The 26,034-nt window shown below is 70.2% G+C and carries 28 protein-coding genes and 1 pseudogene; 11 read left to right on the forward strand and 18 right to left on the reverse strand.

Features of this window, described 5'->3' with window-relative positions:
- Positions 1–14: 14 nt before the first annotated feature.
- Positions 15–599 (reverse strand): TetR/AcrR family transcriptional regulator, encoded by a 585-nt coding sequence (locus OG906_RS37655; RefSeq protein WP_329448801.1) that lies wholly within the window; start codon positions 597–599, stop codon positions 15–17.
- Positions 600–696: 97 nt separating this feature from the next.
- Between OG906_RS37655 and OG906_RS37660 the strand changes: the two genes are divergently transcribed.
- The 3 genes from OG906_RS37660 (at position 697) to OG906_RS37670 (ending at position 3,291) form a co-directional block, all read left to right on the forward strand.
- Entirely contained in the window at positions 697–1,917 is a 1,221-nt protein-coding gene (locus OG906_RS37660) for an alpha/beta hydrolase family protein (protein ID WP_329448802.1), read from the forward strand.
- Positions 1,918–2,070: 153 nt separating this feature from the next.
- On the forward strand, positions 2,071–2,463 hold the full coding sequence (locus OG906_RS37665) for a nuclear transport factor 2 family protein (RefSeq protein WP_329448803.1): 393 nt from the start codon (positions 2,071–2,073) through the stop codon (positions 2,461–2,463).
- Between the two features lie 168 nt (positions 2,464–2,631).
- Positions 2,632–3,291 carry a hypothetical protein gene (locus tag OG906_RS37670; RefSeq protein WP_329448804.1) on the forward strand — a complete coding sequence of 220 codons (660 nt, stop codon included), beginning with the start codon at positions 2,632–2,634 and terminating at the stop codon, positions 3,289–3,291.
- A gap of 256 nt (positions 3,292–3,547) precedes the next feature.
- Here the strand turns inward: OG906_RS37670 and OG906_RS37675 are convergent, their stop codons facing one another.
- Positions 3,548–4,954, reverse strand: a complete 1,407-nt coding sequence (locus OG906_RS37675; protein WP_443067489.1) for a YhgE/Pip family protein — start codon at positions 4,952–4,954, stop codon at positions 3,548–3,550.
- A 135-nt stretch (positions 4,955–5,089) separates the two neighbouring features.
- On the opposite strand from OG906_RS37675, the gene OG906_RS37680 reads away from it, so the two are divergent.
- The 4 genes from OG906_RS37680 to OG906_RS37695 all read left to right on the forward strand — a co-directional run bounded on the left by OG906_RS37680 (position 5,090) and on the right by OG906_RS37695 (position 7,950).
- Positions 5,090–5,758 carry a MerR family transcriptional regulator gene (locus OG906_RS37680; RefSeq protein ID WP_329448806.1) on the forward strand — a complete coding sequence of 223 codons (669 nt, stop codon included), beginning with the start codon at positions 5,090–5,092 and terminating at the stop codon, positions 5,756–5,758.
- Positions 5,759–6,149: 391 nt separating this feature from the next.
- On the forward strand, positions 6,150–6,752 hold the full coding sequence (locus OG906_RS37685) for a TIGR03086 family metal-binding protein (RefSeq protein WP_329448807.1): 603 nt from the start codon (positions 6,150–6,152) through the stop codon (positions 6,750–6,752).
- Between the two features lie 123 nt (positions 6,753–6,875).
- Positions 6,876–7,271, forward strand: coding sequence for a YciI family protein (locus tag OG906_RS37690; protein ID WP_329448808.1), 396 nt, complete (start codon positions 6,876–6,878; stop codon positions 7,269–7,271).
- A gap of 175 nt (positions 7,272–7,446) precedes the next feature.
- Complete coding sequence (locus tag OG906_RS37695; protein WP_329448809.1) at positions 7,447–7,950, forward strand: F0F1 ATP synthase subunit B family protein; 504 nt, start codon at positions 7,447–7,449, stop codon at positions 7,948–7,950.
- Positions 7,951–8,110: 160 nt separating this feature from the next.
- On the opposite strand, the gene OG906_RS37700 is transcribed toward OG906_RS37695, so the two are convergent.
- Together OG906_RS37700 and OG906_RS37705 are read right to left on the reverse strand one after the other, a co-directional pair.
- Positions 8,111–9,046: an NADP-dependent oxidoreductase gene (locus tag OG906_RS37700; protein WP_329448810.1), complete on the reverse strand. Its 936-nt coding sequence runs from the start codon at positions 9,044–9,046 to the stop codon at positions 8,111–8,113.
- 90 nt (positions 9,047–9,136) lie between these two features.
- Positions 9,137–10,051, reverse strand: a complete 915-nt coding sequence (locus OG906_RS37705; protein ID WP_267801230.1) for a DODA-type extradiol aromatic ring-opening family dioxygenase — start codon at positions 10,049–10,051, stop codon at positions 9,137–9,139.
- Between the two features lie 122 nt (positions 10,052–10,173).
- On the opposite strand from OG906_RS37705, the gene OG906_RS37710 reads away from it, so the two are divergent.
- The gene (locus OG906_RS37710; protein ID WP_329448811.1) at positions 10,174–10,647 is read left to right on the forward strand and encodes a MarR family winged helix-turn-helix transcriptional regulator; all 474 of its coding nucleotides are present in this window, start codon (positions 10,174–10,176) and stop codon (positions 10,645–10,647) included.
- A gap of 63 nt (positions 10,648–10,710) precedes the next feature.
- Here OG906_RS37710 and OG906_RS37715 read toward each other — a convergent pair whose 3' ends face one another.
- Positions 10,711–10,881 carry a hypothetical protein gene (locus OG906_RS37715; RefSeq protein WP_329448812.1) on the reverse strand — a complete coding sequence of 57 codons (171 nt, stop codon included), beginning with the start codon at positions 10,879–10,881 and terminating at the stop codon, positions 10,711–10,713.
- Between the two features lie 74 nt (positions 10,882–10,955).
- Here OG906_RS37715 and OG906_RS37720 point away from each other — a divergent pair, with 74 nt between their 5' ends.
- A complete protein-coding gene (locus OG906_RS37720; protein WP_329448813.1) occupies positions 10,956–11,723 on the forward strand; it encodes a hypothetical protein in 768 nt (255 codons plus the stop codon).
- A gap of 79 nt (positions 11,724–11,802) precedes the next feature.
- Here the strand turns inward: OG906_RS37720 and OG906_RS37725 are convergent, their stop codons facing one another.
- Positions 11,803–12,165, reverse strand: coding sequence for a DUF1330 domain-containing protein (locus OG906_RS37725; RefSeq protein WP_329448814.1), 363 nt, complete (start codon positions 12,163–12,165; stop codon positions 11,803–11,805).
- Between the two features lie 591 nt (positions 12,166–12,756).
- On the opposite strand from OG906_RS37725, the gene OG906_RS37730 reads away from it, so the two are divergent.
- Positions 12,757–12,912: a hypothetical protein gene (locus tag OG906_RS37730; RefSeq protein ID WP_329448815.1), complete on the forward strand. Its 156-nt coding sequence runs from the start codon at positions 12,757–12,759 to the stop codon at positions 12,910–12,912.
- Positions 12,913–13,024: 112 nt separating this feature from the next.
- On the opposite strand, the gene OG906_RS37735 is transcribed toward OG906_RS37730, so the two are convergent.
- The 10 genes from OG906_RS37735 to OG906_RS37780 form a co-directional block, all read right to left on the reverse strand.
- Positions 13,025–13,903: a hypothetical protein gene (locus tag OG906_RS37735; protein ID WP_329448816.1), complete on the reverse strand. Its 879-nt coding sequence runs from the start codon at positions 13,901–13,903 to the stop codon at positions 13,025–13,027.
- A 179-nt stretch (positions 13,904–14,082) separates the two neighbouring features.
- Entirely contained in the window at positions 14,083–14,601 is a 519-nt protein-coding gene (locus OG906_RS37740; protein ID WP_329448817.1) for a hypothetical protein, read from the reverse strand.
- Positions 14,602–14,854: 253 nt separating this feature from the next.
- Entirely contained in the window at positions 14,855–15,331 is a 477-nt protein-coding gene (locus OG906_RS37745) for a Clp protease N-terminal domain-containing protein (protein WP_329448818.1), read from the reverse strand.
- A 95-nt stretch (positions 15,332–15,426) separates the two neighbouring features.
- Positions 15,427–16,842 carry an FAD-dependent oxidoreductase gene (locus tag OG906_RS37750; protein WP_329448819.1) on the reverse strand — a complete coding sequence of 472 codons (1,416 nt, stop codon included), beginning with the start codon at positions 16,840–16,842 and terminating at the stop codon, positions 15,427–15,429.
- Between the two features lie 395 nt (positions 16,843–17,237).
- Positions 17,238–18,500, reverse strand: coding sequence for an oxidoreductase (locus tag OG906_RS37755; protein WP_329448820.1), 1,263 nt, complete (start codon positions 18,498–18,500; stop codon positions 17,238–17,240).
- 100 nt (positions 18,501–18,600) lie between these two features.
- A complete protein-coding gene (locus tag OG906_RS37760; protein WP_329448821.1) occupies positions 18,601–19,200 on the reverse strand; it encodes a hypothetical protein in 600 nt (199 codons plus the stop codon).
- A 69-nt stretch (positions 19,201–19,269) separates the two neighbouring features.
- A complete protein-coding gene (locus OG906_RS37765) occupies positions 19,270–20,451 on the reverse strand; it encodes an MAB_1171c family putative transporter (RefSeq protein WP_329448822.1) in 1,182 nt (393 codons plus the stop codon).
- A 40-nt stretch (positions 20,452–20,491) separates the two neighbouring features.
- A complete protein-coding gene (locus OG906_RS37770; RefSeq protein WP_329448823.1) occupies positions 20,492–21,697 on the reverse strand; it encodes an MAB_1171c family putative transporter in 1,206 nt (401 codons plus the stop codon).
- A 2-nt stretch (positions 21,698–21,699) separates the two neighbouring features.
- On the reverse strand, positions 21,700–22,368 hold the full coding sequence (locus OG906_RS37775; protein ID WP_329448824.1) for a toxin-antitoxin system, toxin component: 669 nt from the start codon (positions 22,366–22,368) through the stop codon (positions 21,700–21,702).
- A 102-nt stretch (positions 22,369–22,470) separates the two neighbouring features.
- Positions 22,471–23,082 carry a hypothetical protein gene (locus tag OG906_RS37780; RefSeq protein ID WP_329448825.1) on the reverse strand — a complete coding sequence of 204 codons (612 nt, stop codon included), beginning with the start codon at positions 23,080–23,082 and terminating at the stop codon, positions 22,471–22,473.
- Positions 23,083–23,320: 238 nt separating this feature from the next.
- Here OG906_RS37780 and OG906_RS37785 point away from each other — a divergent pair, with 238 nt between their 5' ends.
- Entirely contained in the window at positions 23,321–23,530 is a 210-nt protein-coding gene (locus OG906_RS37785; protein WP_329448826.1) for an RICIN domain-containing protein, read from the forward strand.
- A 5-nt stretch (positions 23,531–23,535) separates the two neighbouring features.
- Here OG906_RS37785 and OG906_RS37790 read toward each other — a convergent pair.
- Both OG906_RS37790 and OG906_RS37795 read right to left on the reverse strand, forming a co-directional pair.
- Positions 23,536–23,808 (reverse strand): annotated as a pseudogene (locus OG906_RS37790) (transposase); the annotation flags it as partial.
- Positions 23,809–24,467: 659 nt separating this feature from the next.
- A complete protein-coding gene (locus OG906_RS37795) occupies positions 24,468–25,739 on the reverse strand; it encodes an APC family permease (protein ID WP_329448827.1) in 1,272 nt (423 codons plus the stop codon).
- Between the last annotated feature and the right edge of the window lie 295 nt (positions 25,740–26,034).

Below are 26,034 nucleotides of genomic sequence, written 5' to 3' on the forward strand. Positions count from 1 at the left end.
GTGGTCCACGGCCCTCAGGGTGTGGTCGTGCTGCCGAGCAGGCGGTTCACGAGGAGGTCCGGGTAGCCGGTGGCCGGCGGGTCGATGCCGAAGATCGCCCGGAGGTAGAGCGGCGCGACGAGTTGGTCGAGGATCTGGTCGAGCGGCGGGGGGACCTCGCCGCGGGCGGTGGCGCGGTCACGGATGCGCTCGATCGCGCCGATGCGGCGCTCGAACTGCCCCGCGCGTTCCCCCTGCGCCGTTGCGCTGCCCGGCATCGACAGGGCGACGGCGCGAATGAGGAGACGCCCCTCGGGCGTGCGGATGCTCGCGACGCCCGCCTCGACCCATGCCGTCAGGTCGCCGCGCAGGGTGCCGGTGTCGGCGAGCGGCCAGTCCCGTTCGAGACGGGTGACGACCACGTCGGCCAGGAGTGCCTCCCGGCTGCCCCAACGCCGGTAGACGCTGGTGTGGTTCACCCCGGCGCGCTGCGCGACGGCGGGGATGGTGAGGTCCGCGCCCTGGGGGTCGGACAGCAGGTCGATGACGGCCTGGTGGACGGCTGAGCGGACCTGCTCGGGGCTCTTGCGCAGGCGCGGGGCCGGTTGGTTCGAAGTCACGCACCCATCGTAAGCGCTAAGCACAACTATTTGCTTACTGGCGCCCAGGGGTCTACAGTCCTGCCGTACGCACAGATCTGTGCTTAAGGAGAGTGTGATGAAGCCGCTGCTGTTCCCCGGCAACCCCCAGTTCTGGTACGAGACCCTGCGCTCGATGAGCCACATCGCCTACGGCGGCGCCGACTTCGGCGAGGTCGTCTCCACCAGCGCGCGCATCAAGGAAGGCGACTACGACAGCTGGTACGAGGAGTGGACGGCGACCGCCGACCGGGTGGCCGACGAGGCACAGCGAGCCCTGGACGCGGGCCACACCATCAGCGCCCGGGACGGATTCCTGCGCGCCTCGAACTACTACCGGTCGGCCGAGTTCTTCCAGCACGGCTCCCCGTGCGACCCCCGCCACGACCACGCCTACGACCGCAGCGTGGCCTGCTTCCAGGCCGCCGCCGCGCTGCACACGCCCCGCATCGAACCGGTCCTCATCCCCTACGAGGGCACCACCCTGCCCGGCTACCTCTACCGGGTCGACGACACCGGCACGCCCCGCCCGACCCTGATCATGCACAGCGGTTTCGACGGCACCGCCGAGGAACTCCACTTCAGCGGCGCGCTGGCGGCCGTTGAGCGCGGGTACACCGTTCTGACCTTCGACGGTCCCGGGCAGCCCGGCCCCCGCCACCACCAGGGCATGGTCTTCCGCCCGGACTGGGAGAACGTCATCACCCCGGTCGTCGACTTCGCCGAGGCACTGCCCGAGGTCGACAACCACCGCATCGCACTCTTCGGGAGCAGCATGGGCGGCCTGCTCGCCCCCAGGGCAGCCGCCTTCGAGCACCGCCTCGCCGCCGTGATCGCCGTCGACGGTGTGTACGACCTCGGCCAGATATCCGTCCGCAACATCCCGGGAGACCGGGACCAGGCCGAACGGCTCCTGCGCGCGGACTCCGCCCCCGAACTCGACGCGAGCTTCGAGGAGATCATGGCCCAGGACGCCACCGCCCGGTGGGCGATCAACCACGGCATGTACGTGATGGGCGTCGACACTCCCCGGACCTTCAGCGCCTCCTACCTCGACTACACCCTCGCCGGCGGCATCGCCGAGCTGATCCAGTGCCCCACCCTCGTGTGCGACGCCGCCGAGGACGAGTTCTTCAAGGGCCAGCCCGAGCAGCTCTACGAGCACCTGACCTGCCCCAAGACGCTGATGCTGTTCACCGCCGAGGAGGGCGCCGGCGCGCACTGCCACCCCGGCGCCATGCGCTTGGCCCTCGCCCGCATCTACGACTGGCTCGACACCACCCTCGCGACCGCCGCCTGACCACCCGGCCGGCCGACACGTGACACCCGACTCCCGGCACCCGGCCGACACCCGGCACCCGACACCCGACCCGGCACCCGGCACCCGGCACTCGCGCATCCCCGTCCGCAGGCCTGGTCCTCCCGTACGACCCCACACGACAAGGAAGTCCTGATGAACCGCACCGGAATCGAAGCCGCCCTCAACGACCTGCTCTTCGACCGCGACATCACCCTGGAGGAGGCCGCCGAGCGCCACTTCACCCCCGGGTACCGCCAGCGCACCGACGGCCAGTGGGCGGACCGCGCGGAGTTCCTCGACCACATAGGCCACCTGCGGAGCATCGTCGCCGGCGGCAGGGTCGAGGTCCACGACGAGCTGTACGACGGCGACAAGTACGCCGACCGGCACACCTGCCACATCACCAAGAACGACGGCAGCACCGTCACCATGGAGGTCTACGTCTTCGCCGAGCTCGCCCCCGACGGCCGCTTCCACCGCATCGAGGAAACCACCCTGATGCTCAGCGGCTCCGACGCCGACCGCGCCATCGGCAGCGCCCGCTGACCTCCCCCAGGGCGGTCGCACCGTCGCGGACACCCGTCGTTAGGATCGCTACGAGTGCCGGCCGGGGGACGGGCGCCGCGAACGGGGCGGTTGCGGGCAGGGGTTGCTGCCCGCGTCCACCGTCCGCCGTGTCGGCGGAAACCGTGGACACGAGAGCAGCGAGGGCACATGAGACACCGTCGGTACGGATCGCTGACAGGCGCCGCTGCGGCGGTGGCCCTTCTGGCCGGGTGCCAGAGTGGGAGCGCGCCGGCACTGAGTCTGGACGGGCTGACCAAGACCGTCGATGCCATCCCCCGCGAGGGCCAGTCCAGTTGCCCCCTCGCCTACGACATCGCCAAGGCCGCGAAGGCCGCAGGCGCGGACGGGGCGTCCGCGCCGGGGTCCGTGAAGGAGCCCGGGGCGGCGATCGCCACCGGGGAGGGGGGCAAGCGGGCCGTGCCGGACACGCCGCTGGCGCAGAACCCCGGTGCCCTGGTGAGTTGCGTCTTCCACATCGGCCAGGAGGAGGTGGTCGTTCACACCGCGGCGACTCGCCATCCGCAGGCGGTGGCTCCGCTCGCCCCGATCGTGGCCCACCTGGCCGGATCCTCCACGCAAGACCTGATCGCCTACGTCAACCGGATGGCCAAGGCCGAGATCGGTGAACCCGTCGCCACCGGAAGCGGCAACGTCGTCGCCGTCCGACTCAAACTTGACGGCGAGGGCGACGCGGTGATGGTGGTCGGGGCCGGAGAATCCGGGCGCTCGACGATGGGCCGGGAGCGGATCACCGCCCTGGCCGGCTCACTCGCGGACCAGGTTGCGGCAGCTCCGTATCGCCGATGACGCCGAGCGCCACATGGAGCCGGCGCGGGGGCCGCGCCGAGCGCGGACACCTCGGACACCTCGCTGCCGTCCCGCTCCCGGTGGCCCTGGAGGATCTCCACCGTCGTGCTCCTGCCCGCTCGGTCAAGCCCGGGGAGGCCGAGGGCCTCGCCCCGGCGGATCGTCAGGCCGATCCGCCGACCGGGGCGCCCTCGCCGTAGTGCCTGCGAGGCGCCCACCTCCACCGGGCTCTGTGCCACGCCGCTCGGTTCGTCCCTCAGGTCGTGGCAGGAGCCGAGGCCTCGGACTTGGTGCCCGTGCCCGCTCCAGTGCCCGTACCCGCTTCCGTCTCCGAGCCCGAGCCCGAGTCCGCGCCCGAGTCCGCGCCCGAGTCGGTGCCGGTCACCGGCTCGGGGTGCGGGATGCGGTGCAGTCCCCTGCGGTCGTAGAGGCGGGTGACGGCGAAGCCGAAGACCAGTGCGGCGACGAGGGCGACGCCCATGGAGGTCCACGCCCGGGTCAGGCCCGCGTCGGCCTGGGCCCCGTAGTAGAGCAGGGAGCGCAGGCCCTCGGTGATCTGGCGCAGCGGCTCGAACTCGGAGAGGCCCCGGAAGAACCCGGGCAGCGCCTGTACGGGCACGGTCGCGCCGGAGGAGGGGACCGCCATCGCGACGAACACGATGGTGGCCAGCAGCATGCCGGGGGTGCCGAAGGCGGCGAACAGAGCCAGGCTGCCGACGCCGACGACCGCGATGGTGGCCACCGAGTAGAGCCACAGCAGGCCGAGGTGGGAAGCGTCCATGTCGAGGATGCCGACGGTGGCGACCTCGACCAGGCTGCCCATGACGAGGGACAGGCCGAGCATGAGCGCGATGCCGATGGCCAGGGTGCGGACCCGGCTGGTGTGTTGGACGGGTTCGCGCTTGCGGACCGGGCCGAAGTCGGTGTGCAGGTAGCCGAGCGCGGTGTCGACCTGCGAGTTGACCACGTTGGCGCCGAGCATGCCGCAGACGACCAGTACCAGCGCGTAGTAGAAGGCGCTCAGGCCCATGGCACTGCGGGACCCCACGGGGTGGCCGTCGGCGACGTTCACGGTCACCGGGTCGGCCAGCTTGAGCTGGGCGGCCGTCGGGATCGGGGCCTTCTGGGATCCGACCTGCTTGAGGAGTTCCTGACCGAGCTGGGCGGAGGCGGCGTGAGCGGCCTTCTGCGCGGCCTGGGAGGACATGGAGGAGCCGATGCTGCCGGCGGCCTGGTTGGTCAGCACGGTCAGCTTCGGCGCCGTGGCCTTGCCCTGGGCTGCGGGTTGCGGGGCGGTGAGGCCGGTCACGGAGGCGGAGAAGTCCGCGGGGATGACGAGGGCGCCGAAGAGCTTGCCCTTGCCCAGCCGCTTGTCGGCCTCCTCGCGGCTCAGGACCTGCCAGTCGATGCTCCGGTCGTCCTTGGCGGCCTTCTCGATCCCCGACACGACCTGCTCGCCCAGGTTGATCCGGCGGCCGTTGACGTCGGCGCCGCTGTCGCTGTTGACCAGGGCCACGGGCAGGTCGCGCAGATTGCCCTTGGGGTTGACGTTGCCGCCGACGTAGAGCAGGGCGAACAGCATCGAGACCACTGCGGCGATGAGGCCCGTTCCGATCCACAACTGGGGTCGGCGGAGCACGGACGGAGGTATGGGCTGAGGCATCGATTCTCCGGTGCGGCGGCGGCGTTCGTACATTGGATACTTAAGGTATCCAGCTACTGGATACTGGCAGTATCTTGTTGTGGTGTCCAATCGCCGCCGACGGCCACCGGACCGCGAGACCAGCAGGGAAGCCGCATGAAGATCTCGGAGCTCAGCCGCCGCACCGGCGTGCCGGTCGCCAGCATCAAGTACTTCCTGCGGCAAGGGCTGTTGCCGGCGGGGAGAGCGACCGCCGCGACCATCGCCGAGTACGGAGAGGAGCACGCGCAGCGGCTCCGACTGATCAAGGCACTGACCACGCTCGGCGGTCTCACCATCGCCGCCACCCGCGACGTGCTCGGGGCCGTCGACCAGGCCGAAAGCTCCGAGGGCGCCCTCGGAGCGATCAGCTACGCCCTCCCCGTGCCGGTGGCGGGTCGTCGCCCCGCGGGCGACGAGGAAAAGGCGGAGGAAGAGGAAGCCGACACGACCGTCGGGACCGAGGTCGCCGAACTGCTCGCGGCCTTGGACTGGCAGGCGCCCGGCACGTCACCGCACGTGAAAGGGCTGACGGCGGCCCTGGAGGAACTGCGCCGGCTCGACGCGCAGTACGCCCCGGGTGAGCTCGCCGCCTACGCGAGGCTCGCCGAGTCGGTGGCCCGCCTGGACCTGGAGCGCGCGGCCGGCCTCGACGACCCGGTGGCCCTGGCGGAGCGGGCGGTCATCGTCTTCGCGATCTGCGCCCCGGTCTTCGAGCTGCTGCGCCGTCTCGCACAGGAGGACCAGGTCCGACGCCGGGTGGCGGGCGACGCCGCCGAGTCCTGACCGGACCCACCCTGAGCCCCGGCGTACGTCCGGCGTCCGGGACCTACGGGCTCACGCCCTGACCTTGGTCCGGGGCCTGCTTTTGAACCTTGGTCCGGGGCCTGCCCCTGAAGCGGCCCCGACGCGTCCGAATGCGGCCCACCCGAAGCCGCGCCGCGCGCCGCGCACCCCGCGCCTCGACCGGCCCGTGGGGGTCGGTCCCGATCAGGGCGAGGGTCGTCGCCACGATCACGGCCACTCCGGCCCACACCACGGCCGTGTTCCGGCGGCCCCGGGCGGCGAGCATCGCCCCCCCCGGAGTGATCGGCAGGATTCACCGCCCGCGCGCCGATGAGTACGGCCCCCGCCGTCGGTCTACCGTTCAGACCCATCGTCCCCGGAGGAGCGACCGATGACCGAAACGACGATTCTCGACCTCGGAGCCCAGACCCGGATCCTCGCCCGGCTCGCGGCGAGCGTCCCGGACGCCCGGCTCACCGACCGGACCCCGTGTCCCGACTACACGGTCGGTGACCTGCTGGGCCACCTGCTGGGACTCTCCGTGGCCTTCCGCGACGCGGCCCGCAAGGACCTGGGCCCGACGACGGACACGGCCCCCGACTCGGCCGCCCCCTCACTGCCCGCCTCCTGGCGCGAGGACCTGCCCCGAACCCTCGGCGAGCTGGCCGAAGCCTGGCAGGATCCGGCCGCATGGACGGGCATGACCCGCGCGGGTGGCGTGGACCTGCCCGGGGACATCGCCGGCGCCGTGGCCGCCGACGAGCTCGTGGTGCACGGCTGGGACCTGGCACGCGCCACCGGCCAGGAGTACGCACCCGACCCCGCCGCGCTGAGCGCCTCGTACAGCTTCCTCCTGGCAGCGGCCGGAGAGCAGGGCCGCGACGGGGGCATCTTCGGCCCCGTCGTGCCCGTACCGGACGACGCCCCGCTCCTGCACCGGGCCGTCGGGCTGAGCGGACGCGCCCCGGACTGGACGCCGGCGACGCTCCGCTGACGACGGGCATCGACGGGACGTGACGGCGGCCGGCCCACGAGCCCGCGCGATGCCTGAACCGGACCGAGGGACCAACTTCACCGAGACATCCGAGCGACCAACCGACCGAGAGGATTCAGAACGATGAAGTACATGATCCAGATGAACATGCCCGCCGCCGAATGGGACACCATCATGTCGGCCTACCCCAAGGACGCCATGCAGGCCGTGCTCGACCACATGGACGCCCTCAACGACGAGATCACGTCCGCAGGTGAATGGGTGGAGGCCGAAGGCCTCGGCGGTCCTTCCCGCGTCAAGACGGTACGGGCCGGGAGCGACGGACGGCCGCAGGTGACCGACGGACCGGCCGAGGCAGGGCAGAACATCCTGGCCGGGTACTGGGTGGTCGACGTCCGAAGCGAGGAACGGGCCCTGGAGATCGCCGCACGGGCATCCGCCTGCCCCGGCCCCGACGGCAAGCCCGGCAACGATCCGGTCGAAGTACACGCGATCTCCGACGGCCCGCCCGAGGCCTGAGCCGGCCCGCCCGCCGCACCCGAGGAAGGTGGCGAGGGGGCGGAGCCGGTCCGGCGAACGGGTCGGCCCGCAAAGAGTGACGGTCACTCATATGCACTGCAAAACAGCCGACGTCGAGCCATCCGGGCACTTCCGCTCGACGCCGGGACGAGTGGCGCGTCGCTATGATCGGGTCATGGGACCCCTGAAGCCGAATCTCGTCGAGCTCATAGTCGGCCTCATCGCCTTCTGTGTGGTGTTCGCCGCCCTTGCCAAGGTCCTCCTTCCCAGGATCGAGGCCACCCTCGCAGAGCGTGACGAGGCCACCGCGGGCACGCTTGAGCGGGCCGAGGCGGTCCAGGCGGAGGCGCAGCGCACTCGGGCCGAGTACCAGGCGGAGTTGAGTGCCGCCCGTCACGAGGCCTCGCAGATCCGCCAGGCCGCACACGAGGAGGGGGTCACCCTCCTCGCCGCCGTTCGCGCGGAGGGGCAGAAGGCGCGCGAGGAAATGATCGCCGCGGCCACGGTGCAGTGGGAGGCCGACCGGGTGATCGCCGCGGCCGAGCTCCGCGAGGACGTCCTCGGGCTGGCCGCCGAACTCGCCGGGCGCGTCATCGGCGAACCGATCACCGACCTCGACCGTGCGCGCGCCATCGCCGACGCGTTCCTCGCCGACGAAGCGGCCGCTGCCGAGAGCTGAGTACGAGGCGGCTCCCACACACCCAGGGCCGACCGTCGGGGTGTCCCCCGGAGCCCCATTGAACGTCCGGGCCACCCGCCGGCGGGAGCGCTGACGGCGGGCGGCCCGATCCGGCGATCAGGGTGCAGCCAGGGTGCGGCCAGGTGCGGTCAGCGTGTGCTCAGGGAACGAGTACGACCGTCTTTCCGGGCAGCCGGCCCGCGCGGGCGTCCTCGTGTACGGCGGCCAGATCGGCCATCGAGCGGTGGGCCGCCACGTGGAGCCGGAGCTTGCCGGCATCAACCTTGGCGACCAACTCGGTCAGTTGGGCTCCGTCGCCGCGAACCCACAGGCTCGCGCTGCGCACCCCCCGAGCGGGATCCTCCGGGATCGGGCCGGCCGTACTGGCGGCGACCCCGCCGTCGGCGATGTAGCTCGTGAGCTGCGCGAGTTCCTCGGCGGAGACGCGTACATGGTTCACCACGACCTGGAACGGACCTCCCACGGCGGCCGGGCCCGCGCCGAGGTCGAGGGGGCCGACGACCCGGTCCACGCCGTACCCCCGAAGGCGGTCGGCGTGCTGCGGCCCGTCCACGGCGGTCACGTGCGCTCCCGCGTCGACGGCGAGCTGCACCACGAGGCTGCCCACCGCGCCCCCCGCCCCGTTGACCAGGACGGTCTGACCGGGCTTCAACTCGGCGAGCTCGAACACCGTCTGCCAGGCCGCCAGGCCGGTCAGCGGCAGCGCCGCGGCGTCGACCAGCTCGGTCGTCCGGGGCGCCGGAGCCAGGGACTCGGCCGGGGCGAGCACGTACTCGGCGGCGCCGCCGGCGGAGTCCAGGGGCAGCATCGCCACGACCCGATCGCCGACCTCCAGGCCGGTCACGTCCGCGCCGAGTTCGGCGACGGTGCCCGCCAGGTCGATTCCCGGCACGTACGGGAGAGCGATCGGGATCATCTCGGCCAGGACACCGGCGCGGATGTGGTCGTCGACGGGGTTGAACGACGTGGCCGCCACCTGCACCAGCACCTGCCCGGCGCCGGGTACCGGACGGTCGATGTCCTCCTGGCGCAGGACCTCGCTGTCACCGAACTCATGGAAACGCATTGCCTTCATGGCACTTTCCTCCAAGGCGTGTTGATGGCGTGTTGATGTCGTCGCCCGCACATGAGGCGATCAGACGGAAGGTGAAGCGCGTCGACGCGCTCAGGTCAGCTGTACCGACCGGGTCGAGTTGCCCATCACCATGCGGTCGATGGCGCTCACGGCGCTGCCGGGGTCGTCGGCGGCGCCGACGGCGAGCAGCAGCGGGACGAAGTGGTCGGCCGTCGGATGGGCGACCGCGGCGCCGGGAGCCTTGTCGCGGTAGTCGGTGAGGGCGTCGGCGTCGCCCCGGGCGAGGGCGTCGACGGCCCATTCGTCGAAGGCCGTGGTCTCGGCGGCGAGCTCCGGCCGGCGGAAGACGGCGAAGCTGTGCGTCATGAAACCCGAGCCGAGAACAAGGACGCCCTCGTCGCGCAGCGGCCGCAGGCGTGCCCCGAGCGCGAGCAGGGCGCCGGGATCGAGGCTGGGCATCGACACCTGCACCACCGGGACGTCGGCCGCGGGATACATCGCCATGAGAGGGATGAAGGCCCCGTGGTCGAGGCCGCGGTCGGCGAACTCGTGCACCGGCGTCCGGCCCAGCAGGCCGGTGAGTCGCCGAGCCAGGTCGGTGGCGTCCGGGGTCGCGTAAGGAAGGCTCTTGTAGCGGGGGTGGAAGCCGCTGAAATCGTAGAAGAGCGGGGTGCCGGCCGCGGCTGCGGACATCGCGACCGGTGCCCGTTCCCAGTGGGCCGAGACGACCACGATGGCCCGGGGTTTGGGCATGGACCGGGCCCAGTCGAAGAGGTCGCCGAGCCACTGCGGATCGTCGAGGGTGAACGGGGCGCCGTGGCTGACGAACAGGCTGGGCAGCGGCCCGTCGGAGGGTTCCCACACCCGCTGCTCGCGCGCTTGTGGCAGGGCCCGGGCCAGGAGGTCGTCGTACGCCGCGGCCGGTGGTCGCGAGGGGACGGGGGAGGTCAGGCCGTTCGGGGAGGTGAGGCCGTTCGGCGAGGTCAGGCTGCTCGCATGGGTCATCGAAATCAGCTCCTTCAGTTGCCCAGGCAAGTGTCTTGACTTGCCCTGGCAAGTGAAAACCTAACCCATTGAGACTTGCCTGGGCAAGTGATTCGAGTTGCCCGGGCAAGTATGATGGGGCCATGGACACTCAGTCGCCTTGGCTCGACGACGGCCAGCAGGACCTGTGGCAGGCGCTCCTCACGGTCGTCATTGCCCTCCCCGCGGCCCTCGACCGCCAGCTACAACGAGACGCGGGCATCTCCAACTTCGAGTACGGGGTGCTGGCCCAGCTGTCGATGGCCGACGAGGCCACGATGCGGCTGAGCGACCTGGCCCGGGTCAGCGACAGCACCCAGCCCCGCCTGTCGAAGTTGATGGATCGCTTCGAAGCCCGCGACTGGGTCGCCCGCCGCCCCGACCCCGGCGACGGTCGATACACCCTCGCCGCCCTGACCGACGCCGGCCGGCAGAAGCTCGTCGAGAGCGCACCGGAACACGTCGCGCAGGTGAAACGGCTCGTGTTCGATCCCCTCAGCACCGCACAGCGTCGCCACCTGGAGACCGCGCTCACCCGCATCGCCGCCACCGTGCGCCGGGAACTCGAAGGCGGGTGACGAAACCGCGCTCCACCCCGGACCGGGGCGACGACGCGCCGGCCGGCCCGGGGCGCATGATCGTCAGGCGACAACGCCCTTGAGGATCAATGGTGGTCGGGGGTAGCGCCATGCCGGCGCCGTCACCACGGCGGAATCGCGAAGCCCCGTCAACGGGACTCGTTCGTTGACGGCTTCAGGAGTCACCGCGGAGGCTCCTGCCGCGATCACGAACACGATCACGATCACGATCAAGAACAACGTCGATCAGTGTGGGAGCCGCATGGCGGGCGAGGGGACGCCGCCCCACGATTTGCCATACTTTTTGTATGGAGACGCAAGCCATGGAAGACGCGCGGCGTTGGCTCGCCGAGCGGGGCGTTGTCGAGGTCGGTGACAGGTGGGTCGACGCCGAGGCGCCGGAACGCCCCCTCACCGCCAACGAGATCGCGCACTCCTGGGCCTGCGAGGTGTTCACCGATGAAGACATGGACACGGCCGAGCAGGTGCGGATGGCCTTCGGAATGCTGGACCTTCTCGACGAGTACTGGGTGACGTGCGAGATCCGGTTCGCGGACCGGGGCTCGGAGGGGCCGCTGCCCGCCGAGATGCTGTGGGACGGCTATCGCCGACGGCTGGAGGCGGATCGGGATGCCGAAGCCGTCACCTACTCGCTCTGGGTCGACTGGTTCGAGGATCACGACACCGCCGCGACGGCCTTCGCCGAGGTGCTGGGGAACGACATCGACCACGTCGTGGCACAGGGATCGGACGACCTGCTCCGCCGTGCCGGCCGGGTTCTGGCCTGCTCGGGCCCCGTGCCCTGGCTCGTGAAGCAGAAGGCGTACGACGCCGCCGTACAGCTCCTCGACCTGCACATGCCGCTGTTCAAGGGCCTACTGGCCTGCTACCACGACGTATACGGCGACCTGGAGCCGACGGCCGCACTGGCCATCCTCGCGCGACTGCAACTCCCCGCGGACACCCGCCATCTCCCGGCCCTCCGGTCCGTGCTCGCCGCAGGGCACGGGAACCACTACCGCAGCCCCCAGGCCTGGGACGACGCGGTGGCGACCTCAACGGGCTCAGCGGACTGAACCCGGTCGTCCTCGGGCGGGTGCGGGCGGGTGCGGGCCGCATCTCCTCGGCCGCCCCGGATGGCGCATCGTCTGTGGGCTACGAGGTCGACTGGCTCGCTCGGCCGGCTTCCGTTTGCAGTTTGCGGGCCCGTTCGGCCGGGTGGTAGTTCGGGCCGACACCTTCGATCAGCAGCAGGTCGCCTTCGATGTGGTCGGTACGCAGGTGCAGGATGGCCCGGTAGGCCGGAGAGTCGTACCAGGCACGGGCTTCGTCCAGCCCGGGGAACTCGATCAGCACCATGCTGCCGGGCCACGTGCCCTCGACGACCTCGGCCGGCGCACCGTGGATGACGAAGCGGCCTGCGAAGGGGTCGAGGGTTTCCTGGACGCGCTCCAGGTACTCGATGATGTCGGAGTGATTCCGGCGGCTGCGGAGATGCGCGAAACCGTAAGCGGGCACCACGGGGCTCCTCTTGTTCAGGGGGGTGAGCGATGGCCAGAACGTAGCCGAGGGCGCTTGGTCGGTGCGATTACCTCAGAGGTAAGGAGCCCCCTCCTGGGACGTTCTCGGGCTGGCTTGGTGCCCGCCAGTTCGGATCCCCGACCGTCCATGCCGGTCCACGTAGATCCGTCCCGCGCCGCCCCCGGTGGCTCCCCGTTTGACTCCCGGCCCGTTGCTCCTGCTTCCTGTTGCGCAGGAAGTCACGCCCCCTCTGCCCACCAGGCGGTCCTTCTACCAACCCCACTCCAACCAGTATCTGAGAGGCTGTCACCGGCCCTTTCCGGTGACCCCGACGCCCCAGAGATGGGCCGGCCTGTCGCGACCGAGGCCTCCGACGACTTCCACACACGGCTCAGGAGGGCCTGACGGGGTGAGGCTCCGGCAGCGTCGTGACCAGTGGAAACCTTGAGACTCTCCCAACTGCTCAGACGAAACCACGCGTCGGTCACACACGGGCGCTGTGGACCAGGCCGACTGGTGTCAGTGCTCAGGCATATGGTCGCGCTTGATGGTGGCGCCCCCCTCAGGACGCTGTACTACCGCCGGCTCGTGACGGACCTCCCCATCGACGAGTACGCGGTGGACGGCCTGCTGGCGATGTTCCTGGCGGCGTACGCGAGGTACCGAAGACCGCCCCCGGACACCCACAGCAGCGACGCGAGCCGGGCGGCGAGACTACGGGACGTCCGGCAGATGGCGCCGTGACCGCCGCGGAGAAGGTCACCACCGGTCACGCCCACCCCGACCAACTCCTCGCCTGGGCACAGGCTGTGCGCTTCGAGGAGCGGCCGCGGCCGGCTCGCGGGTTCGGCCGCTGTCATCGCCCCTGGCGCGACGGCCCAGCGCTCGTGGTCTCTCCCATCGCCATTGATGAGCCGGACTTGTCCGGTCGATCACGTTCGGAGCCGGAGGGCGACGGCGGCTGCGGTGGGAGTGCCGAGGAAGACGCAGACGTAGCCGTGCTGGTCGTCACACAGTCCGCCACGGCTTGCGCGGCCTGGGCGATGAACGGTGCCGGCAATTCGTCCGATGTCCACGGTGACCAGCCGTCCCAGGCCTGCTCGGCGATCCGTTCCACCCGCTCGGCAGCTTGGGTCGGCCTCACCCCGGGAAGTCCCAGCGCTGCCGTCGTCCAGCCGATCAGCTCGTTCACCTCGATGTACTGGTACCACTCGGCGTCGTCCCAGCCGAGCCTGTCGGAGTGCCGGGCCCACGCCCACCGCAGAGCCCCCGCAGTGGCCCGGGCAGCCCGCTGCCGCGCTGTACCCGTCGTTGTTCGGGCGGCCTGCTCGGCGTACCTCACCAGGTCCAGCGTGGACTGGAACTCGAATCTGGCGAAGAACTCCAGGTTCTCGGCGATGGTGTGACGGAAGGCCCTGCCCCGGGCGCGGCTGCGCGAGGCATCCAGCCACGTCCCCAGCGAGGGCGACCGGCCCCAGTCGTGTGGGGGACGGCGGAAGGCAGGGCGGATCACGGCGTCGAACCAACCCTGGGTGTAGGCGTCACGGGCGGCGACGATCGCATGGACGTCGGTGTCGGTCGCCGGTTTCTCCGGATCCATGTGGCCCCACAGCACCACAAGCGAACATTCCACGGCGGCCCTCACCGCACTGTGAAGGCCGCCCTGAGGGGAAGCCTGCGCCCACGGCAGGAGGGCGGGATAGCAGACAATGAAAGGATCTTGATGGTCGGACACGGATAGAGCCTAGGTGTATCGATTCGGCCGAGCCTCGTGACGTCGACGAGGACGGGGACGTCACCGGGCCCGGCACAGGTCGGGGCCCCTCGCCTCGATGGCGGCCCGGGTACGGTGTGGCGTCGTGGGAGCCTCGGCTGCGCCCGCCGATAGCCACTCCGCCGAGCATCGCCCGCACGTCAGTTGTGTTCGGCGGCCATGGCGTCGAAGGTCTCCCGCATCATCCGGTCGATGGCTCCCGGTCGTCCGATCGAGGAATCGAAGAGGTCGGCGAGCAGCCACAATACGAAGCCGTGCACCAGAGCTTCCTCCGGCGGAATCTGTCCGAACCGGTCGCGCCACGCCACGGTGTCCATGCCCATCGCCGCAGCCATGAGAACGCCGGTGACCATCGGTACCTGAGCCGGGTCGGCCCTCTCGAAGGTGGGGAGCCGGCGGATCACAGCGGGGATCAGATCGCTGAGCGGATCAAGCCGATCCTCACCGCCCGACTGCTCGGCGATCAGGTACCCGGTCAGCACGCCCACCAGGAAGACCGTGCCCCGGGACACCTCCTCACGCCCGTACGCGTCCACCGCGGCCTTGACCCGCTTCTGCGCCTCCTGGCGCTCCTTGTCCGGAGTCCGCTTCTCCAGGACCCGGTACGAGTCCCAGGCCGCACGGATCGCCTCATCCACCACTACGCCGTCACTGGTCATGGACCCACCGTAGGCGAGACAAGGCGCCGCCCAGGATCCCCTTCGAGGCATGCCACGATCCCGTGTACCGCGCGTCTGGAGGAGGCGCCCTGATCGGAGGGAGTTCCGGGCACGGTTGCCGAGGCCGGCGCGGACTCGGATACCGCTCCTCTGCTTTGCCGGTCCGACGCCCGGTCGGCCGCTGTCCGTACGAGCGGTGTCGTGGTGCATGTGGTCCTCCTTGCCGTGTGTGCGTGTCAGCTGTCTCCGGTGGTCACTGATCCTGGCTGTGGAGTGTCTGCCGTACACGCTCCGTCAACTCGGCCTGATGGATCCCGGCCAAGGTGCGAGCACGTGGCACGGTGCCGATGCGAGCCTGCAGGATTCCGAGTAACAAGTGCGCTGACCCCAGGTCCTTCTTGCCGGCGGAGGCGAAGCTCCGCTCCAGTGCGAGCCTGGCGGACGCGCCCATCTTGGGCTGCGGAGAACCGCGGCTCGGCCTTTGAAGGGCGTAGGCGGCCGGAGACACTCCCACCATGCTCAGGCTGTGCTCGAACTCTCGATCCAGCGCATCGCAGACAGCGGCGCGATCGAGCCCGACCGAGGCCAGGGCCTGCTGTGCGGTGGACCCCTGATCGGCGGCGAGCGACAACAGGAGAGGGAGCGCGTCGGTCGTCGTCGACCCGTGCTCACGTGCCTCATCCATCGCCCGCACGATGACCGCGTGCAAGTACGTGTCAAACGCGCTCATCGCCGCGCCTCCTCAGCTCGACTCCGGCGGCGATGAGCCGCTTGGCGTGCTTCTTGTGGCCACGGTTCGAGCGTCACCCGGGGCCGACGCGGCGGTCAGGGGGTGGTGGTCGGTACGGGGCGGCCACGGAGTACCGCTTCCTCCGCGGGGGTGAGGGCGGGTCCGCTCAGAGGCGGAAGGCGTGGTCCGCGGACTGCGGCGAGTACAACCCGCGGGTGGGCGAGGGACGCACCGCTCGTCTGGAGGGTCATCACGTCGCTGAGGGCCTGGACCGCGGTGAAGTCCGAGCACGCGGTCGTGATGAGGCGGTTGATGTACCTGGTGGCGAGGCGGTCGGCCCATGTGCGTGTCCCTCCGACCGCGTGGGGGAAGCAGGCGTCCTGGCTGACGGCCAGAAGCCAGGCGGCGGCCGCAGGACGGGAGATCGCTCGTTGTGCGCGCCGCGCGAATCCCTTCGACGTGACGTCGCTCTTGGAGGCGAGATCGCGCAGGGCCCGGGCACCCTGGGCCGCCGCGGACATCCCGTGCGCGTAGATCGGGTTGAGAGCGGTGGCGGAGTCCCCGAGTGCGATGAAGCCCTCGATGTGGGCCTTCTCGTAGTGGCGTCGCCGGTTGGTCGTGTTCCGGGTGACGGACACCGGTCCGAGGGGCGTGGCTCGGTCCAGGTACTCGGCTATGAGCGGACTACGCATCTGGCGGGCGAACGTCACGAACTGCGCTTCCTCGCTGGTGGGTTCGCCGCCGCGGGTGCCGGAGAGGACGACCATCCATTCATCACCCTCGATGGGAAGGATGGAGCCGGCCGTGCCCGGTCCGGCCAATCGGGCGTCGGCCTGGACGTTGATGACGGGCCAGCCGGCGGTTTCCACGGGCGCCTTGTAGCGGCGACTCGCGTAGGTGACCCCTGCGTCGACGATGGTCTCGGGCACGGCCGGGATCCCCAGCTCGGCCAGCCAGCTCGGGGCACGCGAGGCACGGCCCGTGGCATCGACGATCAGATCGGCTTCGATGCTCTCCTCACTGCCGTCCTTGTGCCGTATGGCGGCACCGGTGATCCGGGTGCGCGTGCCGAGAAGGCGAACGGGCTCGGCTTCGGACCGCAGCCGTACGCCCGGAAGGGCCAGGGCCTGGGCGCGGACGGCCCAGTCGATGAGGTCGCGGCTGGCGCTGATGAGGTACTGGGCTTCGGGCCAGCACCGTCGATACCAGCCGCCGGGGGAGAAGGAGATCATGCCGTTGGGTATCGACACCCGCCGCGCGTTGGCGCTCAGCCACATCTCCGTGGTTCCGGGGAGCAGCGATTCGATCGCGTCGGCACCGCCCGACCACAGCATGTGGGCGTGGCGGGCCTGAGGAAGCCCGCGGCGGGGCTGCGGGGTGTCCGGCAGGGCGTGTCGTTCGACGATGTCGATGCTGCCGCTGTACGGGGCGAGGGCGGCTGCGGCCAGGGTGCCGCTCAGCCCGCCTCCGAGGATCAGGACTCGGGGACGAGGACGGGGTGTGGTGGCCATGCGGGTCTGCTCTCTCTGCCCCGGCGTTGGCCGGTGTGGCGGAAGTCGAGTGGAGCGTGGAGGGTGCGCTCTGGGATGGGATGGTGGCCACTGTGTGGTCTGTCGGAGGCCCTCTGGAGGGCATGGACGGGATCCAAGCCACGGAGGTGACCTTGGCCGCGCACAGTGGTACGCGAGATCGGATGCCATGTGCGGGCCCCGATCGGGACGGCGTGTCGGTCTACCCATGGGTGCCGATCTCGGAGGCACCGGAGCAGGCCGAGCAGGCCGATGGAGTCCGAGCAGGCCGGTGGAGTCCGAGCAGGCCAATGCAGGACGAACAGGCCGATGGAGGCCGATGCCCGCCATGACGCCCTGAGAGGCCCGGCGGGTCAGCCGCTCAGAGGCTCGGCGGGTCAGCCGGTCAAGGGCGCGGGTGCCTCCGGAGCGGGGTTCTGGGCCAGCCAGTGCCCGTACGCGCGGATCATCCCTCGATTGCGCAGGGTGTCCAGGACGAGGGCGAGGCGCGCGGAGGTGCGGGGACGAGGCGGCAGGCCGCGGGAGATTCGGCTCATGTGTGTCCGTACGACGGCCAGGACGCCCGCACTGGCGATGTCCCTGTCCCGCCAGTTGAGGCGTGGCGCGGCAACCTCCACGTCGTCACCCTCCGTCCAGCGTGCGGGCAGGTCGGGGCGCAGCGCGAGGGCGGTCGCGAGCCCGACCATGGCGAAGCCGCTGGCCAGGACCCGCTCGGCGGACGCGCGACGACCGATGCCTCCGGTCAGCATGAGCGGCATGGGCGCGGAGGCGACGAGCCGCTCGGCGATGGCAAGGAAGTACGCCTCCCGGTCGAGCTTCCTGTCGTCGGCGGTGCGGCCCATGGTCGCGGCGCTCTCGATGCTTCCGCCGGAAAGTTCCACGAGGTCCACATCCAGGCCTTCGAGGAAGGCGAGGACCTGTTCCACTTCGTCGACGTCGAAGCCGCCGCGCTGAAAGTCAGCCGTGTTGATCTTGATGCTCACCGCGAAGTCCGCGGTGACCGCGGCGCGGACGGCGCGCACCACCCGCAGGAGCAGCCTGGCCCTGTTCTCCAGGCTGCCGCCCCACTGATCGGTGCGCCGGTTGACCAGGGGGGAGAGGAACTGGCTGAGCAGGTAGCCGTGCGCCGCGTGGATCTGGACGCCGTGGAACCCGGCCTGCTCCGCGAGTCGCGCCGTCGTCGCGAACCGGTGGATCGTGGCCTGGATGTCAGCCTCGTCCATGGCGGTCGGGCGTGCGAAGGCGCTCGTGTGCTTCCCGAGGCTGACGCCGATGTCGGACGGCGCCCATGCGACACCGGGCAGATCTGAACGTACCTGCCGTCCAGGGTGGTTGATCTGCATCCATACCTGGCCCCCGCCGGAGCCGGCTGCCTCGGCCCACCGGCGAAAGGGGCCCAGATCCGTTTCGGCGTCGAGCACGATCGTTCCCGGAGAAGTCAGGGCACGACGGTCCACCATCACGTTGCCCGTGATGATCAGTCCGCTCCCGCCGCGGGCCCAGCTGCGGTAGAGCTCCTCGATCTCCGGCCCCGGCAACTGTCCGGGTTGGCGGGCCAGGCTCTCCTCCATGGCGGCCTTGGCGATGCGGTTCGCGATGCGGGTGCCGTTCCGCAGTACGAGAGGTGTGGACAGATACATGGAAGTTTCCCTTTGGATGTCGTCGCGTGAGGTCCGATTGTGCCCGCGCGCACGGTGCGATGCCCGGTCAGTGCCCGGGCCGGGCCGGCAAGTTGCCAGGTCAGAGGGTTCGTGATGGCAGCATTCGGCTCAAGGCCGCCCGAGCCCGGGAGAGATGCGTGGAAGGCTTCGAGGCGACGGGCACGTGCCGGCTCGCGCCCATCCGGCACGTTCGGGGATCGGACCACAACCGGGCGACCTCTTCCGCGATCGCCTGCTGGGCCCTGCGGGACGTCGTCGGCCGGCTGATGCCCTGTCCGAGCGCCTCGCGCAAGGCCCTGGCGGCGGCCTCGGTCGCCAGCGGCCCGCGCGCGTCGAGGGGGCTGAAGGTCGCCAGGGCGTCGCCGATGACGACCATGCCGCGGGGCCCGCGGATGCGCTCATGGCGATGCCGGCGCAGGGGCGACGTGGGAGACACGGTCACGGCGCCGACGGGCTTCGCCCCGGCGATCAGCCGGCCTACGCTCGGGTCCCACAGGTCCAGTGCGGCATCGACGAAGGCGTTCGCGCCGGCGAGGCGTTCCCGATCCGGGGAGGTCTGGGTGACGGCCCGCATTCCGTTCTCGATCGGGACGAGCACCGCGCTACGGGCGCCGTCCGCCACAGCCGTGACGGGGATGTCCGCCCGCTCCTCCGAATGCCTCGGGTGTGTCGTGGTCATGGCCATCTCTCCGTGAGTGACTTCGGTGCGGCGGACGGGAATCGGCCTCTCGCGGCCTGTTCTCCGCTGTCATGCACGGTGCTCGACCCGCGCTGTGGACTGCCGTACCAGCTCCACCCGTGGGGAGCGCAGCATGGCGGCGGACATGCTGAGGAGGTCATCGGAGTCCTCGGTGGAACTGACCGTCCATCGAAGCTCCGGCGCGACTGTGGGCGCGGCGGATCTCCTCTGCATGACTGCGCGCGCTACCACGGAGGCATCGGCCTCACTGCGGGCTCGGCGACTCTCGGAGTGCTCGGCCAGGGCGAGCGCGTAGACCGTCGCCCCGGTCGCGCGTTCGAACCAGGGCGTCAACCGTAGGACCGCGTCGAAGATGTCCCTCTCACGTTGCATCAGACGGTGCTCCACGGGCTGCCACCAGGGCATGGGCGGCGGGCTCGTGGCGGGTATCTCCGGACGGATCTCCAGCCACAGAGGCTGGAGCAGGCGAAATCGGCGAAGGGCGCGAAAGCGGGAACCGACGCCTTGGCCGATGGAGGGCAGGAGGAAACCGGCGGCAACCAGGAAGGCGCTGAAGCCGGCCAGGGAGAAGGCGACATTGGTGCTCAGCCAGTCCCAGTCGTGGCCGAACCAGCGGGCAAAGATCGCCGTGTACTTCAACAGGTCGTAGGCGAACGTGCATGCCGCGCCGACGGCGATCAGCTGTAGTCCGAGCTTGAGGGTGCCGGGGACCTTCCTCGCCCAACGCCAACTGAGGATCACCATGGTGACGGCCGCCACGCTGTGCGCCGCCAGGTAGAGAAGGATCATCTCGCGGATCCAGGGCGTGCCGGAGTAGTACGTGTCCAGATCACGGAGCCGCTCGACCGGAGCATCGCCCAGCGCGAACAAGACGAAGATGGCCACCACGACCGCGGCATAGGTCGTCAGGCAAAGCCGGGTCTGCCGCAGGGTGACACGCGGATCGTCGTTTCCTCGCCAATGGATCAGCAGCACGATGGTGACGCCGTCGAACGTGGTCAGGATCGAGTACACGATCGGCGCGGCTATGTTCGGTATGCCGAGCGTCTCGTTGATGACCGCGAGATTCGGAGGAGCGGCAGTGACGAACAGGAGCGCGCCGATGAAGAGCGTCGCGGTGACGGCCCTCAGAAGCGGGTCTCGTGGGTTCTTTCGCAGCGCCAAGAGCTTGATGACAGTGGCGAAGAACAACCCGCCCGCCGAGCACAGGTATGCCGTTCCCGCGTTCACCGACGGTTTCCGTGAGCCTTGTGGGGGAGAGCGCGCATGGTCAGTTGCTCTCCGAGGGGACGGCGCCGACGGGCGAATCGGAGCGGTGGATCTTGGAGAACTGGACGCTCAGTCGGGCGAGACCGTTCGTTCCGGAGACGCGGGTGGGAATCGCGGCGCTCGACTCCACGGCGACGGGCGTCTGTCCGGACGCCGGCACCCGGGAGCTCTCCGCGGCGAGCAGCGCCGCATGAATCGCGGCCGCTTCGGCGAAGATGACGGCGGCTTCCGGCGTACAGCCCTGTGAGGAGGCATACCGCTCGGCTGCCGCGCGGTGGGCGTTGTCCAGATGGGGCGCCAGATTGAGCAGCCGATCGGCGATCTCGGTGGACCTGGCCATGGCCCGGATCTCCAGCGACGAGGTGGGGCTGATCCGCATGGGCTTCCCCGGCCCCGCGAACGGTTCGAGCGCACGCCAGAGCGGCTCCATCGCCCGGTAGGCCCGCCAGGACACCCACATCGACTCCAGACGCGGTCCGACGACCGGCACCAGGAAACCGACGGTGGTCATGGCCGCGCCCAGCCCCGCCAGGGGAGGCGCGACGTCGGTACTGAGCGAGTCCCAGGTGTCCGTACCGGCCCAGCGGGCACCGACGGCCACGAGCTTGACCAGGGCGAACGACAAGGTCAGACCGAACGCTGCCACGAGGATGAGCAGGCCCCAGTGCGTCCACGCGGCCTGGAGGTCTCGAAGTTCCCGAGCCCACCGCCAGCACTTCGTCGCCACCACGAGGCTCGTGGCGGTGTGCGCGGTGAGATAGAGAACGATCATCTCTCGCACGTACGGGGTCGTCGCGTAGAAGGTGTCGAACTCACGCTGCTGCTCGACCGGCACGTCACTGAGCGAGAAGAGCACCCAGAACGTGGCGATCGCCACGGCGGTCGCCCCGATCCACATCCCGGTGTGGCGCCGAATGGTCTCCTCGGTGCCCCCACGCCAGTGAATGAGGAGCACGAGCGAGGCGCACGACAGGCACGACAGGCAGCAATAGACAATGGGCGCCGAGATGTTGGCGACGTCCGTGATCCGGTTGACCCGCTCGATCGTCGGCGGCGCACCGAACACGAAGCCCGCTACGGAAGCCGCGAGAATCACGAAGATCGACTTCGTCATCGGCGAGCGCCAGGTGCGCCAGAACGAGGGCGACTTGACCACCAAGGCGATCGCCAGGACGGCCGCGGGTACGTAATAGTCTGATCCGGTCATGCTCAGTAGCCTCTGCCCAAGCTGGACTGGATCCGGCCCGCCAGACCGGTGATCGGCACGGTACCGCCACCTTGCAGGTGTTCCCGCAGTCGCGCTCCCAGTTGCAGGTCGAACTTCTCCGCGTCGTTCTCCTCCGCGGAGTTCTCGTGGCTCCTTGCGGCCATGGCGACGAGGTCGTCGCTTGCCAGTTCACCACCGAGTGACCTTGCGGCGGCGGTGGCGACATCGCTGTGACCCCCGTGGGAGAGGCACTCCCCCTTCAAGGCGTGCCACATCTCGTGAGCAAAGATCACGAACTGGTGCAGAGTGTTCGTCTTGCTCTCGACAATGATCACGACGCGGTCGTCGAACCTCGCCGTGAGACCACTGGCCGTCTCCTCGGGGAACTCACGGAAGAACAGGAGGACAGGACGGTACGGGAGCGCCCCGCGGTCCGCGTTGAAGCGCTGCTCGACATCGGCCCTCAACACCGCGAACAGGTTGTCCGGATCCGAGGGGATCGGCCTTGTCAGACCCGCGAGGACCGCGTCGCAGAACTTCGCGATCCGCCGCTCGGCCGACCGCCGCGCCAAGTGGGTTCTCGGCGCGACGAGCAAGCTCTCGGGACGGAGGAGCCTGCCGAGGATCGGGCGTACCCCCTCGCGGAAGTCGACCGTCCGCCGCTCGTTCATCCGAATGCTCCCACTGTGCGTTCCCTCCGAAAACTGAAGCCGCGGTCGGTCATGCCGCGTTCGTGACCGAGGCCGGGTCAGCCGCCCGGGCCACGCCCGACCTTAAGAGCCGCTGCTCTCCCGTGTGATCGCGTCCACGAAAGTCATCAGAGCCGTCTCCAGGTCCGGCGGCAACTCCTTGTCGCCCAGGCGGAGCTGGAGCTGCATGGCGTGACGATTCCTCACAGCCTCGGAAGGCTTCCTCAGAAGGGCCGTGAGCTCCGGGATGACCTTGCTGTCCAGGACTCGCTTCACGGCCTCGGGTGGCGTGTGAGTGAAGTACTCCATCGGAACGTCGAAGAACTTGGCCAGGCCGGCGCCGTGCCAGATGTTCGGCGTGCTCCTGTTCAGCAACTTGCCGTGCCACTGCGGCGTCATCCCACTGCCCGCGGCGATCTCCGCGGTGGTGTACTGACGCCGGCGACCCGTGTCCCGGTCCACGGTCAAGCGGGTTTCCGTGAGGAAGGCGATGCGGCGGGCGAGTTCGGCCGGACCGCTCGTCGGCGACTCGACGAGCTCGCCGTCGAGCAGCCGCCGGATGTCGGCCTCCGGCAGCGAAGTGTGGAAAGAGAGGGCCTTCAGGTTGAAAGCCGATGCCCGGTCAAGCCCCGATTCCAACCGGAGCTCTTCGACCGCTCTCACGGTCTCGGCGAGCCGCGCGTACCCGTCGCTCATAGGCCCCCCAGCCAGGACAGAATCGGAACGTGCTGTTCCGGACAGGTCTGAGCCTGCGCGTGCAACTAGACCACGGAAACGGTCGGATCTGCAATGAAACGATCGTTTCCTGAGACGAAGCGGGTCGAGATGAAAACCCGGTGCAGGGTTCTGCGCTCGACCCGACCGCGCGTCGCCGCCCGGGACGCGTTCCGGGCCACGTGGGCACTCCGGAGGTCACACCCACGGTGGGGTCGGCGTGGTCGGTGACAAGCCGGCGGTGATCGCGGTACACGCCGCGAACGGCAAGCGCCTGGACATCGAGAACGGCGGCTCTGCGAACGGCACTCGGATCCAGACCTGGACGTGCAACAGCAGTCCGGCGCAGACGTGGCAGTTCAACCTGCGCGCCACCACGAGCATCAAGAACGTGGGCTCGGGCAAGTGCCTGGACCTGCACACCCACTGAAGATTTCAGGGTGGGGTAGGTGGGTTGATGGCCAGACCGGTGGCGGTGAGGCAGCCGTCGACAAGGTGGGGCCGGAGTTGGATTCTGCGTAGCTCGCGGCGGAGTCTGCGGTCGAGGTCGTCGGGTGTGTCGAAGGCGATGTTGGCCATCGCTCTGCGCACGAGTGACCAGACGGCCTCGACCGGGTTCAGGTCTGGTGAGTATGACGGGAGGCGGATGGTGGTGAGCCAGTCGTGCTCCGCCTCGTACCGCTTCAGCCCGGCGGCCGGATGGGTGTTACGTCACAGCGCTGCGCGCCGACGCGCTGATCGTCACCTCGGGGGGTGTCGAGGCCCTGTCCCTGCCCCGGCTTACACCCGAGACGGTCGAGACGTACGCCGCGCGCCTGCAGGTGGCGACCGCTGCCCGCGACGAGGAGTCACTGGACGTACTGGACGAGATCACCCGCGGGCTGTGGGACGACCTCGCCGCGCCCGTGCTGGAACGGCCGGCCCCGCTGAGGCCGGACCGTGTGTGGTGGCCCACCGAACCGGAGGGGCCCGCCCTGCTCGTGGCGCCGGGCAGTTCAGGCCGGATGGGACCGGTGTCCGTCCCGGCACCTCTGTTCGACGGGCCGCAGGTACTACGCCTGTCCGAGACGGAGGCCGTGGCCGACGCGGTGCTGGCGGCGCTGGCGGCGCTGCCGGGACGCGCAGTGGCGCACTTCGCCTGCCACGGCACGAGCGACGCCTCATACGGCGCGCCCCACGGCTCGGGCTCGATCGCACCATGCCCCTGGGACACTGTGGCGGGCGACCGCCTCGATTCGCCCCCCTCCTCGTTCGGGGGCGGTTCCGCCCCGGACGCACGTCACCGCAGGGACGCCGGCTTCTCCGCCACGGCGAGCGCCTGTTCAGTCCCCTTCTTTGACCACAGCGTGGATGTGTGTCTGCCGCGGTTACGTGTTGTGGGTGGTCACCACACGGCGTACCCCGTAGGCGGCGGCGCCCGCGGTCAGGACTGCGGCGCCGGTAATGACCGAGGAGGGCGGGAGGGCGAAGGCCAGGACGAGGCAGCCGGCCATTCCGACGATCGGGATGATCCGCGCCGGTCGGCCCTCGTCGGGGGAGAGCGTCCAGGCAGAGGCATGGGCGATGGCGTAGTAGGCGAGCACCCCGAAGGAAGAGAAGCCGATCGCCCCGCGTACGTCGGTGGTCGCGGCGAGCAGGGCGACGACGGCGCCGACCACGAGTTCGGCGCGGTGCGGCACCTGGAATCTCGGATGGACGGCGGCCAGGGCGTGGGGCAGGTGCTGGTCGCGGGCCATCGCCAGGGTCGTGCGCGAGACCCCGAGGACCAGGGCGAGCAGTGAGCCGAGCGCGGCAACCGCGGCGCCCACCCGTACGACCGGCGCCAGCCAGTCCGCGCCGGCGGCGCGCGCGGCATCCGACAGGGGAGCGATGGCGTCGGCCAGCCCCTGGGGGCCCAGCACGAGCAGGACGGCGACGGCCACGGCCGCGTAGAGGGCCAGCGTGATGCCGAGGGCGAGCGGGATGGCACGCGGGATCGTGCGGGCGGGGTCGCGGACCTCTTCCCCGAGAGTGGCGATGCGGGCGTAGCCGGCGAAGGCGAAGAACAGCAGGCCCGCCGCTTGGAGCACCCCGCCGAAGGTCGCGTCGTCACCGATGCCGAGCCGGGCCGCGTCCGCGTCGCCGGAGGTGACCGCGGCGACCACCACGGCGACCAGCACCGCCAGGACCACGGCGACGATGACACGGGTGAGCCAGGCGGACTTCTGCACCCCCGCATAGTTGACGGCGGTCAGCGCCACCACCGCTGCGACCGCGACAGCGTGAGCCTGGCCGGGCCACACATAGGAGCCGACGGTCAGCGCCATGGCCGCGCAAGAGGCGGTCTTGCCGACCACGAACGCCCAACCGGCGAGGTAGCCCCAGAACTCGCCCAGCCGCTCCCGCCCGTAGACGTAGGTACCACCCGAGGCGGGGTGGCGAGCGGCCAGACGCGCCGAAGACATCGCGTTGCAGTACGCCACCACCGCCGCCAGCGCCAAGCCGAGCAGCAACCCCGACCCGGCTGCACCGGCCGCCGGAGCCAGGGCCGCGAAGATCCCCGCCCCGATCATCGACCCCAGGCCGATCACCACGGCGTCCAAGACACCCAGGTGGCGCTTCAACTCGCCCGTACCCGCAGGCCCCGATGCCGCGCCCATCGCTCGCTCCCCACCACGCTCCGGCAACGTACCGGCGCACCGTATAGGAACAAGGTGTCGAGGTGGGGTCGGCGCAGAGGCGGGCGAGCAGCCGTTCGTCGCCTGTACCCGACGTGGGTCGCGGGTGGTCCGGCGCGCGGTGGTGCAGTCGGCCACGGGCGGAGCCGTCCCGCCTGAGGTGTGGACCGTCCGCGTTCGATTGCGAGGATCTTGGGTCTCGGGGTTGAAGTTGCCGTTGCGGCAGCTTCTACCGTCGTGACCAGGGCCGGAGACACCGGCCCGGCGACACACACGT

This window comes from Streptomyces sp. NBC_01426 (assembly GCF_036231985.1).
GTDB lineage: Bacteria > Actinomycetota > Actinomycetes > Streptomycetales > Streptomycetaceae > Streptomyces.

What these genes read in the sequence shown, in the direction of transcription:
- OG906_RS37660 (WP_329448802.1), top strand. Translation starts at nt 697, where the DNA reads ATGAAGCCGCTGCTGTTCCCCGGCAACCCCCAGTTCTGGTACGAGACC.
- OG906_RS37665 (WP_329448803.1), top strand. Translation starts at nt 2,071, where the DNA reads ATGAACCGCACCGGAATCGAAGCCGCCCTCAACGACCTGCTCTTCGAC.
- OG906_RS37670 (WP_329448804.1), top strand. Translation starts at nt 2,632, where the DNA reads ATGAGACACCGTCGGTACGGATCGCTGACAGGCGCCGCTGCGGCGGTG.
- OG906_RS37675 (WP_443067489.1), bottom strand. Translation starts at nt 4,954, where the DNA reads ATGCCTCAGCCCATACCTCCGTCCGTGCTCCGCCGACCCCAGTTGTGG.
- OG906_RS37680 (WP_329448806.1), top strand. Translation starts at nt 5,090, where the DNA reads ATGAAGATCTCGGAGCTCAGCCGCCGCACCGGCGTGCCGGTCGCCAGC.
- OG906_RS37685 (WP_329448807.1), top strand. Translation starts at nt 6,150, where the DNA reads ATGACCGAAACGACGATTCTCGACCTCGGAGCCCAGACCCGGATCCTC.
- OG906_RS37690 (WP_329448808.1), top strand. Translation starts at nt 6,876, where the DNA reads ATGAAGTACATGATCCAGATGAACATGCCCGCCGCCGAATGGGACACC.
- OG906_RS37695 (WP_329448809.1), top strand. Translation starts at nt 7,447, where the DNA reads ATGGGACCCCTGAAGCCGAATCTCGTCGAGCTCATAGTCGGCCTCATC.
- OG906_RS37700 (WP_329448810.1), bottom strand. Translation starts at nt 9,046, where the DNA reads ATGAAGGCAATGCGTTTCCATGAGTTCGGTGACAGCGAGGTCCTGCGC.
- OG906_RS37705 (WP_267801230.1), bottom strand. Translation starts at nt 10,051, where the DNA reads ATGACCCATGCGAGCAGCCTGACCTCGCCGAACGGCCTCACCTCCCCG.
- OG906_RS37710 (WP_329448811.1), top strand. Translation starts at nt 10,174, where the DNA reads ATGGACACTCAGTCGCCTTGGCTCGACGACGGCCAGCAGGACCTGTGG.
- OG906_RS37720 (WP_329448813.1), top strand. Translation starts at nt 10,956, where the DNA reads ATGGAGACGCAAGCCATGGAAGACGCGCGGCGTTGGCTCGCCGAGCGG.
- OG906_RS37740 (WP_329448817.1), bottom strand. Translation starts at nt 14,601, where the DNA reads ATGACCAGTGACGGCGTAGTGGTGGATGAGGCGATCCGTGCGGCCTGG.
- OG906_RS37745 (WP_329448818.1), bottom strand. Translation starts at nt 15,331, where the DNA reads ATGAGCGCGTTTGACACGTACTTGCACGCGGTCATCGTGCGGGCGATG.
- OG906_RS37750 (WP_329448819.1), bottom strand. Translation starts at nt 16,842, where the DNA reads ATGGCCACCACACCCCGTCCTCGTCCCCGAGTCCTGATCCTCGGAGGC.
- OG906_RS37755 (WP_329448820.1), bottom strand. Translation starts at nt 18,500, where the DNA reads ATGTATCTGTCCACACCTCTCGTACTGCGGAACGGCACCCGCATCGCG.
- OG906_RS37760 (WP_329448821.1), bottom strand. Translation starts at nt 19,200, where the DNA reads ATGACCACGACACACCCGAGGCATTCGGAGGAGCGGGCGGACATCCCC.
- OG906_RS37770 (WP_329448823.1), bottom strand. Translation starts at nt 21,697, where the DNA reads ATGACCGGATCAGACTATTACGTACCCGCGGCCGTCCTGGCGATCGCC.
- OG906_RS37775 (WP_329448824.1), bottom strand. Translation starts at nt 22,368, where the DNA reads ATGAACGAGCGGCGGACGGTCGACTTCCGCGAGGGGGTACGCCCGATC.
- OG906_RS37780 (WP_329448825.1), bottom strand. Translation starts at nt 23,082, where the DNA reads ATGAGCGACGGGTACGCGCGGCTCGCCGAGACCGTGAGAGCGGTCGAA.
- OG906_RS37795 (WP_329448827.1), bottom strand. Translation starts at nt 25,739, where the DNA reads ATGGGCGCGGCATCGGGGCCTGCGGGTACGGGCGAGTTGAAGCGCCAC.